The organism is Serratia sp. TSA_7 (assembly GCF_052692135.1).
In genome coordinates this window covers 258,875-269,362 of record NZ_JBQZFU010000004.1, presented here as the reverse complement: position 1 = coordinate 269,362, position 10,488 = coordinate 258,875, and the positions used below count along the sequence as shown (strand labels likewise).

The following is a 10,488-nucleotide window of genomic DNA, read 5'->3' as shown; positions in this document are numbered from 1 at the left end:
ATGCTGAAGAGATGGTTCTCGCGCCGCAGCACCTTTCAAGGGGTGCTGGAGGGGAAAGCTTTCACCTTGGCTGCAGGGGAAACGGTGCTGGAAAGCGCGCTGAAAGCCGGCGTGGCGTTGCCTTATAACTGCCAGGTGGGGTCTTGCAAATCCTGCTTGTGCCGGGTGGTCAGCGGTAAAGTGCGTTCGCTGGTGGATCTCGGCTATTTGCTCAGTGCCGAAGACATTGCGGCCGGCCATGTGTTGGCCTGCCAGTGCCTGCCCCAGTCTGATTTAACCCTGATGCCGGCTGCGGTAGCGACAAACTGGGTGCCGGCTCAGATAAAACAGGCGACGCCTCTCTCAAGCAGGGTGTGGCGGATCATCCTGTCGCCTGAGCAGGCTATGCCTTTCCTGCCCGGGCAATTTTTGCAGCTTTGCCACCAACCGGGCACCGATGTCCGCAGTTACTCGGTGAGCTGGCCCAGTAACGCGCGGGAGATTGTCGTGGATGTCACGCTGAGAGAGCAGGGGCTCGTTTCCCCCCTTTTATGCAATCCGGGCAGCGTCGGGCACACCTTGTGGGTGTCTGGCTGTAGCGGGCGGTTTGGGCAAGTCGATGACGGGAAAGGGCCATTGCTGGCCATAGCCAGCGGCTCAGGTTTAGGGACCACGTTGGGGCTGGTTCGTGCGGCTCTGGCGCGTAATCCCTATCGGGCGGTAATGCTGGTGCATGCCATTCGCAAGCGGCAGGACAAGTTTGACGTTGCCGAACTGCAGCGGTTGCAACAACAGCATGAAGGCTTCCACTACTTGCATGCGTTGTCGCAAGAGAATGAGGGGAAACAGCACGAACTTGTGGGGCGCTTTACATCCTGGCTGGAAGAGTGGCGCAGCCTCTATCCGTACCAAAAATACCGGCTGGAGGCTCACGGCTGGCGGGCGATGATCTGCGGTAACCCAGGGCTGGCGCAGGCGTGCCAACGGGGGCTGCTTGCCACCGGGGTGATGGCGCGACATATCCAGACGGACTGTTTTTCTCCCGCCGGCGCCGAGGAAAAAATCTCGAACAATAAGGAGTTAGTATGTTGAGTTACCTAAGATTCGCCCTGGTGCCACTGGTGTTTTTACCCATGACGGCGGCGGCCAACTTGCTCGGCGGCGGGTGGATACTGGCCGCCATGCTGTGCGTATCCTTGAGTTATTTGATCTTTGATAATGTGACCCCGGTAGATACTGCCGATCACCACTATCGCTTCACCGCTCTTCTGGCGCTGATCCCCTACCTGCAACTTCCCGCTGCCCTGCTGGCGTTGTTTACGTTGATCTGGCAGGCGGCACCGGGCGATGTGCTGGGGTTTGGGGCGGGGATCTCGGCGGCGACGGGGTGGGATGTCCCGGCCTTGCACGGTATGCGAATGCCGGAATTGCTGCTGGCTGCCGTGTCCACCGGCTATACGCTGAGTACCAACACGGTGGTGGCTCATGAGCTTATCCACAAAACCCAGAGCTGGTTGGCGATGACCGTCGGGCGCTGGTTACTGGCATTGGTTGCGGACGCGCAGTTTTCTATCTCCCATGTGTACTCGCATCACCCCAATGTGGCGACGTACGCCGATGGGGCGACGGCACGCCGTGGCGAGCATGTTTACCGTTTCTTTATCCGCTCGTCCCTGTCGCAGTACCGCGAGTCGTGGCAGGTGGAACAGCAACGGCTAAAAGGCCAGGGCAAGCGGAGTATTACGCTGGGCAATAGGGTGATTCGCAGCGTTATCATGAGCCTGACGATCCTGGCGGCTTGTTATGCGGCGGCAGGGGGGCGTGGATTACTCGCTTGCCTGGTGGCCATGCTGGTCTCCAAGTTCTTGTTTGAAACCGTCAACTATATCCAGCATTACGGCTTAATCCGGGTTCCCAATACCCGCGTTGAGCCACGCCACAGCTGGGATTGCAACAACCAGGCATCTTCTGCCGGCCTGTTGAATCTGACGCGCCACTCGGATCACCACACGAATCCACGTCGGGAGTTCTGGCGGCTGCAAGCGCACAGCTATGCGGTGGGGATCGATCATGGTTACGTGGCGCATATCCTGTATGCGTTGGTACCGCCACTGTGGTTTAAACGCATGGAAGCAAAGCTGGCGTATTGGGATCGGCATGTCGCCACGGATGCGGAAAGGGCCCTTATTCGGCAGCTCGATAAGCGTCAAGCGGCGCAAGATGCGCCCGCGCAAGTCTAACGTCCCCCGCGATTCTGGAGAGTACAATGAGCGAACACTTTGACCAACTTATCGAACAAGCCTACCGGCAGTATCGTGGGCCGGCTTATATGCGCTCACCGGCCGTATCCTGCATTAAAGTGGGTATCCGGTTGATGGATTTTGTGGTGCCTGGCCCAACGGCCGCCTACCTTGGCAAACGCTTTTTCACCCCACGCCGCGTCCCGACGCGTGAAAGCGATAAACAGACGATGGGCATGGCGAGCAGCATTACGTACATCACCCTGAGCAACGATAAGCAGGCGGTGGTGTACCACTGGGGGCAACAGGGGCCAAAGGTGCTGTTGGCGCACGGTTGGGAGTCGCGGGCATCGCATTTCTCACGTTTGATTCAGATATTGGTGGAACGGGGTTTCCAGGTTGTCGGCTTTGACGCACCGGCACACGGGGATGCGGAAGGCGACCAGAGCAGCATTGTCGAGTTTATCGAAATCATTCAGCGACTGGAGCGGCAAGAGGGCGGGTTTGACGCGATTGTGGCCCACTCCTTCGGTGGCCTGTCGGCGATCAACGCGGTGAAAGCCGGGCTGCGTACCAAAGCCTTGGTGATTGTCGGCGCCCCCACGCACTTTAGCGGCCTGGTGACCAAGTATGCTTCTATCCTCAATTTACCGGCGCGCCAACAGCAACGTTTACGGGGTTACATTGAGCGTTACTTTGGCATTGGGGATGCCGTTTGGCAGCGCTTTAACGCCTATGAAGGGTTGCGGCAGATTGAACAACCGGCATTAATCATCCACGACAGCGCCGACGATATCGTCCTGGAAGTGGAAGCAGAATGCCTGGCCCAAGCCTGGCCCACCGCCTGTCTGGTGAAGACCCAGGGGCTGGGGCATAACCCGTTGCGCCGCCCGGGGGAGGGCATAGATCTGGTGCTGGCGCATCTGGCTCCGCTTCAACCTTAACCGGCGCTATTCTTGTCGGGGCGGGATTGCCCGATAGCCTGGGATAATGGCTGTCGGGTTCCCGCGCGGGGCAAACCCCGCACATCTTCAGAGCCGGATCCTCGCCTTCCTGTCCAGCAGCAACCCGGCGTCATCATTATATTGGCTAGGCCAGATCTCGGCGAGATGGACGCCGACGGCTTCGGCAATCATCCATTCACCTTTGTACCAAGGGCGTTTACCAGCGTTGAAGAACTAAGAAAACGTCCCCCGATTAATCAGCATCAAAATGAAGCCTCCCTTGCGGCGGTTAAAGCGGCGTTGGCTTATTTTGGTGATGATTGAGCTGCCATTTACCTAAGCGCGGTAATGATGATCGCCACGTCTCCACACTGTGTGGAACAACCCGGCGGAATGCGGTTATGTCTCTGCAACAGATCTCTACTAAACCCCTGGCCGGCAAGGCGCTAAAAAGCATTGGCTACCGGCGTTGCGTCTATCTGATCCTGATGTTTGCCGCCGGGATCCGGTTTATTTCTTTAACCGGCAGATACCTTTGGTGTGACGAGGCCTCCAGCGTGCTGACCAGCCGTTATGACGTCTCGGCGCTGCTGTACCATGCTTCTTTTGACGTCCATCCTCCGCTTTATTATCTGCTGCTGCGTGGCTGGATGCTGCTGTTCGGCGATAGCATTTTGGCTGTCCGTTCTCTCAGCCTGCTGTTTGGCGTTATTACGGTCGCGCTGGCCATAAAGCTGACGCGCAAGGTCGCCAATGAACGGGCGGCACTGCTGGCCGGCAGCCTGATGGCGATGATGCCGATGGCAGTGCGTTACAGCCAGGAAGCGCGTATGTATGCGCTGATGGGCATGTTGACGATCGCCGCTACCCTGGCGCTGGTGATGTGGTTAAAGGCCCCCGCTAACCGCCGTTATTTGGCGGTTTATGCGTTATTGATGACGCTGAGTTTTTATACGCATTACTTCACCATTTTTGCCTTGATGACGCACTGGATCGTGCTGTTGGCGCTGTCCTGCCGGCGTGATGAGCCTCAACGTTATCTCAAGCAACCGGCATGGTGGCTGGCCAATTTGGCTATAGGATTGGCCTATATCCCCTGGCTGCTGGTGTTGGTGAACTTGCTGGATCATATTGCGGAGCTGAAAGTGGGCGGGGATGTTGGTTGGATCCCCCAGGTTGTGTGGAGCGATCTTCCCGCCATGTATTGGCGGTTATTCACCGGGAATGATGGCAGAGGTTATCCCGCGATCATTTTTTGGCTGTTGCCGGTGTGCTTCACCGGGTTGTCATGCCTGTGGCTGATGGGGCGGGGAGGGGAAAGAAAATACCTTCTGCTGTTGCTTTGCAGCGTATTTATCCCCGTTACTCTGCTGTTTATTATTTCGTTCCGAACGCCGTTATTCGTCGACCGTTATTTATTTTTCTCCTCATTAGGCATTCCGATCATCCTGGCCCTGTTAATTACTGAAAACGAAAAAAAGGCGCACAGAATTTTATTGTTGTTGCTGGTTAGCCTGCTGTTTGGCAGCGGGTTGCGCAATGATTATCCGCCGGAGAAAGATGAGTTTAAGGAGATGGTGCGCTATATCAACAGTGGCTATCAACCTGATGATGCCGTTGTCGTCAGCAATATGTTCAATTATCTGAGTTATGTTTATTACAACGAAAAAGGGCATCGCGCGTTGCTGTATACGCCGGTCAGGCCCAACGGTATTTCCGGAAAACCCAATGCCTATGGTTTTGGCACTTTTTTCCACGATCGGGCGGCGCAGACCTATGTCGATAATCTCAACGCCCTGGTGGGGCCACATCGTCGGGTGTGGTTGGTCAGCGGCGGCGATTTTAATCAGGATTTTGGGCGGTTGCCGCCGGGATGGGCCAACACCAGCACCTTTAAAAGCGGCGGGTTCGAATCGCGGCTGTTTATCGTTAAATCAGGCAGGTGAAAGCCGAGGGCAGCGGCTTTGATAGCCGCCAACGACACCACTCCGCGGGTGCATTGACGGGAAAAATTACTTTTCTTCTCCAGGGCGGAAATAATGCCCGCATTTAGGGCAGATCATGGTGATATTTTTGCGCATCTTGCTGCTGCTTTGCTCGGAAGCGTAAGCGCATTTTGGGCAAGTCACTTTCACGGATGTGGCGCTGAACATCTTAAGGGCATCAAAGATAGACATATCTTTCACCGGGTAGATGTAGGGGTTATCAGTATACCACCCGGCGTTCTCAATAGCCCTGAATCGATTATTTATTAATCGGTTGTGTGAGGTGGATAAGGCGCTATGCCCATCCCTGAGCGCCGGCGCCACGGTCAACATGTCACATTTCCATCCGGTGTTACATCTGCCGGAGCAACCTTACGCAGGAATGACAGTTCTATACATAGGGATTGGTAAGGTAACCCTACCCGATGATGTTGTGTGTTAGTCCCTGTAGTGTATTACCCCATCCCTGTTAAGTTTATCCCGCCTCGTGCGGGATTTTTTTTTATCTGCGCCCGGCGATGTTCAGGCCGCCGAACATGATGTTGCGGGTGGTCGACAGCGTCAGAAAATCATGCGGGAAGCCCAATTCAATCGCGCTGAGCGCATCCAGACGTTGCCAGCGATCGTCCGCCAACCTGACCTCCAGCGCACCGAGGTTGTCATCCAGTTGCGTCAGCGTGCGTGCGCCGATAATCGGCGCGCTCACCGCCGGATTGCGCAGCGTCCAGGCCAACGCCACTTGAGCGGGCGTGTAACCGGCTTCGCGGGCGATATCGCTCACGGCATCGGCAATGTCGAGGTTGTGGGCGGTCAGCGTTCCCTTGGTACGCACGACCTCGCGTCGGGTACCTGTTTCATCCCCCTCCGGTTGCAGATCCTGCCGCCGGTATTTGCCGCTCAGCACACCGCCCGCAAGCGGCGACCAGGGGATCACGCCCAGCCCCAGCTCTTGCGCCATCGGAATCAATTCGCGCTCCACCGTACGTTCCAGCAGGCTGTATTCGACCTGCAGGCCAATAAGAGGCGACCAGCCACGCAAATCCGCCAGCATCTGCATTCTGGCGGCCTGCCAGGCCGGGAGATCCGATACCGCCAGGTACAGCACCTTGCCGGCACGCACCAGATCGTCCATCGCGCGCATGATTTCTTCCACCGGGGTGGTGTAGTCCCAGGCGTGCAGATAGAGCAGGTCGATATAGTCGGTATTCAGGCGCCGCAGGCTATCCTCCACCGAGCGCACCATGCTTTTGCGGTGATTGCCGCCGGAGTTCGGGTTATCGGGTTGCATCGGCAAGGTGTATTTGGTGGCGATCACCAGACGATCGCGGCGGCCGGTGGCGAATTCGCCGACAAAGCGTTCGGCGCTGCCTTCGGTATAGCGGTTGGCGGTATCGATAAAGTTGCCGCCGTGGTCGACATAGGCGTCGAACAGGCGGCGGGCCTCGACCTGTTCCGCTCCCCAACCCCAGTCGGCGCCGAAGGTCATGGTGCCAAGCGCCAGCGGCGAGACGCGCAGGCCGGAGCGGCCCAGCAGGCGGTAACTGTCCAGCGATAAGGATGTGTTCATGGGCGTTCTCCTGTTGATGTTGATTTCAAGATAGACCCGGCGGGCTCTTCACAGAATACGCTATAATCTTCATGAATTATTAAGTGATGGAGGCATAATGAGAGGAAGTGAATTTGCAGAATTGCGCGCTTTTGCCGCCATTGTTGAACACGGCAGCTTCGCCCGCGCAGCCGTGCACCTGGGCATGACCGCTTCAGCGCTGAGTCAGACGCTGCGCAATCTGGAAAGCCGCCTGGGGTTGCGGCTGCTGAACCGCACCACCCGCAGCGTGGCACCCACCGACGCCGGGGCGCAGATGTTGGCGCGCCTGTTGCCGGCTATCGCCGAAATCGATGCGGCGGTGGAACAGGCGGTCAACCAACGCCAGCAGCCCACCGGGCGTTTGCGGCTCAATGTTACGCGGATCGCCGCCATGCATTTTCTGGCGCCGTTGATCGCGCCTTTTCACCGGCAGTACCCGGATATCCTCCTCGATCTCAACGTGGAAGACCGGCTGGTGGACATTGTCGCCGGCGGTTTCGATGCCGGCGTGCGTCTGCACGAGAAGCTGGAAAAGGACATGGTGGCGATCAAGCTTGGCGGAGACCTTCGGATGCGGGTAGTCGCCTCCCCGGCGTATCTGGCTCGTCATGGCCAACCGCAGGCGCCGCGCGAGCTGCGCCAACATCTTTGCCTGAATTTTCGCTGGCCAACCAATGGCAATCTTTACCGCTGGGAATTCGAGCGCGACGGTGAAACGCTGGATATCGCGGTGGAAGGGCCGGTGATCGTCGACGAACCGGAGATCCTGGTGCGGGCGGCGCTGGACAGCGTGGGCATCGCTTACCTGTTCGAGCATCAAGTGGCCGCCGCGCTGGCCGACGGTCGGCTGGTGCCGCTGTTGGATGCCTGGACGCCGCCTTTTCCCGGTTTTTACCTTTACTACCCCGCCAACCGACAAATGCCGCGTCCACTACGCGCATTTATTGATTTCGCCCGGCAGCAGGGCGCGCAGGTGGCCGGGGTGTAAATGCCACGCGGTTTTTTTGAATAACTCCGTCAGATAAATTGGGTATTCACCTTGGGGCCGCTTGAGTAGATTGGATCAGCGTATTTAAGGGTGCCGCCGGCACCCCAATGTAACTACCTGGGAGTTCCTTATGGCGAAGACAGTGGTGATTTTTCATTCCGGCTACGGCCACACCGAGCGTTTGGCGAACATTGTTGCCGAAGGCGCAGAAGCTGAGCTGATCGCTATCGATCAAGACGGCAATATCAGCGAAGAAGCCTGGCAGAAACTGGATGAGGCCGACGCCATCATCTTTGGTTCGCCGACCTACATGGGCGGCCCGTCGTGGCAGTTCAAGAAATTTGCCGACGCCAGCTCAAAAGCCTGGTTCACTCGCAAATGGCAAGACAAGGTGTTCGGCGGTTTCACCAACAGCGCCAGCCTGAACGGCGACAAGCAGGTCACGCTGATCGCCCTGCAAACGCTGGCTTCACAGCACGGAGGCCTGTGGGTCAGCCTGGGGCTGCCACCGGCCAACAGCAAAGCGGCGCAGCGTACCGATGTGAACAATCTGGGCGGATCTGTCGGCCTGCTGGTACAGACACCTGCCGATGCCGGCGTAGATGAAATGCTGTCGGGGGATTTGGAAACCGCCAAATTGTATGGTCAGCGCGTCGCGAGCATTGCCGCCAAACTGGCGTGATCCCATTCCCCATCGCGTTCGGTGGGGATATCGCGCCGTTCATTTTTTCTGCACATTTGGCGTGTAAACTGAGAAATGTTATTAGCCTGCTTGGGCTAACACTGCATTTCGTACAAATATTCCCGGTTCCTAGACCGGGTTTTTTGTTGTTAAGGTCCGCTTAAGCTTCCGGCTATATAGTGAATAACGGCACAGGCAGACAATGGCTGTGCCGTAACTGTCAATTTGCTGCTCTTCAAGCGAGCCCGCTCTGCGGGTTTTTTTTATGTTTCCGGTTCTAATTGCGCTTCCGGGTGACTTGCTGGAAAATAATCGCAGGCACAATAGGGTAAACGACAAATACCCATTTTATTATTGTGGCTTTATGCTGATGCGGATCGATGGCGGCTTAGGCTATGCTGGTAGATATCGCCGAACATTTTTCTTCGGTTTTGCGTGAATGCGTTCACTCCAGGTTGCGGCGACGAGCTGTGGAGTTAAGAACGTTCTGCTAAATAAAAATGAATGTCTCTTTGTTTTTGAATCATCTGTATTTACTGGTTGAGAACGGGTTTTTTGTCCTCCTTATCATGCCGGGCGAGGGAATATGCAGATAATTGCTCTGGTTATTATGAATTTATGGGTAAGGTGATGAACGCCAGAATAAACGCCAAACATGGCTTGCCCGTTACCCTCCAGCTGATCACTCTTTTTCTGCTGGCGTTTTTGCTTTCCTTGTTGGGTATATTTACTCGTCCGATCGGATCCCTTTCCCTGTTTTGGCCGGTGAATGCGATTTTACTCGGCCTGCTATTGCGCAAACCCGCTTATGCCACGCCGCTGGGCTGGCTAACCACCTACCTTGGCATGATTGCCGCCGATTTGACGACCGGCGAAGCGCTACCTTTGGTCATGTGGTTGAACGCCTGCAATATGTCGCTGATTGCCACCGGTTATGGCGTGATGCTGCTGTTGCCGCAGTCGCAGCGCAGAATGGGCAAGCCTCAGGCGATACTTTATATGTTTACCGCCAGCCTGAGTGGTGCGGCGGTGGCGTCGACCCTGTCGATACTGCGCAGTGACAGCCTGTACAATAATACGGTGATCACCGCCTGGCTGGCGTGGTTCAGCGAACAGTTCTCCACCAACCTGTTGCTGTTGCCGGTGTTCCTGGCGGCACCGCGGCTGAAGCAGCTGTTGCGTATGCAGTTCAACTGGCCGCTGCGTGCCGGCATGCCGCTGCTGGCGCTGCTGTTTTCCCTGATATTCAGCGTGTACATCGGTGGCCCGGGGGCGATTGCCTTCCCTATCCCGGCGCTGCTGTGGTGTGCGGTCCGCTACCAGCTGTTCACCGTGACCTTGCTGACGCTGTTGACCGGTATGACCGAAATCAGCAGCATCTCCGCCAACCTGATGCTGTATGAAACACCGAACAACCACAACGCGTTCCTCGATACCCTGATGTCGGCCCGGTTGGGGATTGCCATGCTGGTCATGGGGCCGCTGATCCTCGCCAGTTCGATAGCCGTTAACCGCAAGCTGATGCGCCGGCTGGAGCACAGCGCCAATCACGATTTCCTGACCGGGGTGCTGGCGCGCAGTGCGCTGACGCGAAAGGCCGGTGAACTGCTGGAGCACAAATATAAGTCGAAAGAGGCGGTATCGCTGCTGCTGATTGATATCGATCATTTTAAACTCATTAACGACACTCACGGCCACGAAGTCGGCGATCAGGCACTGGCTACCTTCGCTCATATTGTCCGGCGCGAACTGCGCCACGATCAGCTGTTTGGTCGCTTGGGCGGGGAAGATTTTGCGATTATGCTGCCGCGCGCGCTGGCGGCGCAGGGGGTGGCATTGGCGGAGCATTTACGGCAACTGGTGCAAAAAACCGACCTGTATCCCGGAGGCAAAGCGCCGCTGAAAGTGACCATCAGTGTGGGTGTCGCCAGCCTGGCGATGAACGAAGTGAAGTCGCTGGCACAGCTGATGAATATGGCGGACATCGCGCTTTATCGCGCCAAGTCGCAGGGGCGCAATCGCGTGGAGTCGTTTAACGCGGTGAGTGGCAACAGCGTTGGGCACATAGTGTTCAAATAAGCG

Annotated in this window: 11 protein-coding genes; 8 read left to right on the top strand and 3 right to left on the bottom strand. The window is 56.9% G+C overall.

The genetic code is table 11. The annotated features are described in order from the left end of the window. From ACUTQW_RS16355 to ACUTQW_RS16345, 3 genes are read left to right on the top strand one after another with little or no spacing between them, the layout of a single operon-like run. Positions 1-1,071 carry a 2Fe-2S iron-sulfur cluster-binding protein gene (locus tag ACUTQW_RS16355; RefSeq protein WP_445654896.1) on the top strand — a complete coding sequence of 357 codons (1,071 nt, stop codon included), beginning with the start codon at positions 1-3 and terminating at the stop codon, positions 1,069-1,071. Then, positions 1,065-2,219 (top strand): alkane 1-monooxygenase, encoded by a 1,155-nt coding sequence (locus ACUTQW_RS16350; protein ID WP_445654895.1) that lies wholly within the window; start codon positions 1,065-1,067, stop codon positions 2,217-2,219. The genes ACUTQW_RS16355 and ACUTQW_RS16350 overlap by 7 nt, the downstream gene beginning before the upstream one ends. Positions 2,220-2,245: 26 nt before the next feature. Further along, positions 2,246-3,163 carry an alpha/beta fold hydrolase gene (locus ACUTQW_RS16345; RefSeq protein WP_445654894.1) on the top strand — a complete coding sequence of 306 codons (918 nt, stop codon included), beginning with the start codon at positions 2,246-2,248 and terminating at the stop codon, positions 3,161-3,163. 87 nt (positions 3,164-3,250) lie between these two features. Here the strand turns inward: ACUTQW_RS16345 and ACUTQW_RS16340 are convergent, their stop codons facing one another. Continuing rightward, a complete protein-coding gene (locus ACUTQW_RS16340; RefSeq protein WP_208904713.1) occupies positions 3,251-3,355 on the bottom strand; it encodes a helix-turn-helix domain-containing protein in 105 nt (34 codons plus the stop codon). On the opposite strand from ACUTQW_RS16340, the gene ACUTQW_RS16335 reads away from it, so the two are divergent. Continuing rightward, positions 3,329-3,487 (top strand): hypothetical protein, encoded by a 159-nt coding sequence (locus ACUTQW_RS16335; protein WP_208905171.1) that lies wholly within the window; start codon positions 3,329-3,331, stop codon positions 3,485-3,487. The two genes, ACUTQW_RS16340 and ACUTQW_RS16335, sit on opposite strands and share 27 nt — an antisense overlap. A 77-nt stretch (positions 3,488-3,564) precedes the next feature. Beyond that, positions 3,565-5,109 (top strand): glycosyltransferase family 39 protein, encoded by a 1,545-nt coding sequence (locus tag ACUTQW_RS16330; protein ID WP_037430375.1) that lies wholly within the window; start codon positions 3,565-3,567, stop codon positions 5,107-5,109. Positions 5,110-5,175: 66 nt separating this feature from the next. Here ACUTQW_RS16330 and ACUTQW_RS16325 read toward each other — a convergent pair whose 3' ends face one another. Together ACUTQW_RS16325 and ACUTQW_RS16320 are read right to left on the bottom strand one after the other, a co-directional pair. Next, entirely contained in the window at positions 5,176-5,481 is a 306-nt protein-coding gene (locus ACUTQW_RS16325) for a YnfU family zinc-binding protein (RefSeq protein WP_037432362.1), read from the bottom strand. A 169-nt stretch (positions 5,482-5,650) separates the two neighbouring features. Beyond that, positions 5,651-6,715: an aldo/keto reductase gene (locus ACUTQW_RS16320; RefSeq protein WP_325987071.1), complete on the bottom strand. Its 1,065-nt coding sequence runs from the start codon at positions 6,713-6,715 to the stop codon at positions 5,651-5,653. Positions 6,716-6,812: 97 nt separating this feature from the next. Between ACUTQW_RS16320 and ACUTQW_RS16315 the strand changes: the two genes are divergently transcribed. From ACUTQW_RS16315 to ACUTQW_RS16305, 3 genes are all read left to right on the top strand, one after another. Next, positions 6,813-7,724, top strand: coding sequence for a LysR family transcriptional regulator (locus ACUTQW_RS16315; RefSeq protein WP_122289294.1), 912 nt, complete (start codon positions 6,813-6,815; stop codon positions 7,722-7,724). 130 nt (positions 7,725-7,854) lie between these two features. Further along, positions 7,855-8,406 (top strand): flavodoxin family protein, encoded by a 552-nt coding sequence (locus tag ACUTQW_RS16310; protein ID WP_004949530.1) that lies wholly within the window; start codon positions 7,855-7,857, stop codon positions 8,404-8,406. Between the two features lie 630 nt (positions 8,407-9,036). Next, entirely contained in the window at positions 9,037-10,485 is a 1,449-nt protein-coding gene (locus tag ACUTQW_RS16305) for a GGDEF domain-containing protein (protein ID WP_006324058.1), read from the top strand. Positions 10,486-10,488: the final 3 nt, after the last annotated feature.

Coding starts and splice junctions, on each gene's coding strand:
- ACUTQW_RS16340 (WP_208904713.1), bottom strand. CDS start 3,355: ATGATTGCCGAAGCCGTCGGCGTCCATCTCGCCGAGATCTGGCCTAGC.
- ACUTQW_RS16350 (WP_445654895.1), top strand. CDS start 1,065: ATGTTGAGTTACCTAAGATTCGCCCTGGTGCCACTGGTGTTTTTACCC.
- ACUTQW_RS16345 (WP_445654894.1), top strand. CDS start 2,246: ATGAGCGAACACTTTGACCAACTTATCGAACAAGCCTACCGGCAGTAT.
- ACUTQW_RS16335 (WP_208905171.1), top strand. CDS start 3,329: ATGGACGCCGACGGCTTCGGCAATCATCCATTCACCTTTGTACCAAGG.
- ACUTQW_RS16355 (WP_445654896.1), top strand. CDS start 1: ATGCTGAAGAGATGGTTCTCGCGCCGCAGCACCTTTCAAGGGGTGCTG.
- ACUTQW_RS16315 (WP_122289294.1), top strand. CDS start 6,813: ATGAGAGGAAGTGAATTTGCAGAATTGCGCGCTTTTGCCGCCATTGTT.
- ACUTQW_RS16305 (WP_006324058.1), top strand. CDS start 9,037: ATGAACGCCAGAATAAACGCCAAACATGGCTTGCCCGTTACCCTCCAG.
- ACUTQW_RS16320 (WP_325987071.1), bottom strand. CDS start 6,715: ATGAACACATCCTTATCGCTGGACAGTTACCGCCTGCTGGGCCGCTCC.
- ACUTQW_RS16310 (WP_004949530.1), top strand. CDS start 7,855: ATGGCGAAGACAGTGGTGATTTTTCATTCCGGCTACGGCCACACCGAG.
- ACUTQW_RS16325 (WP_037432362.1), bottom strand. CDS start 5,481: ATGTTGACCGTGGCGCCGGCGCTCAGGGATGGGCATAGCGCCTTATCC.
- ACUTQW_RS16330 (WP_037430375.1), top strand. CDS start 3,565: ATGTCTCTGCAACAGATCTCTACTAAACCCCTGGCCGGCAAGGCGCTA.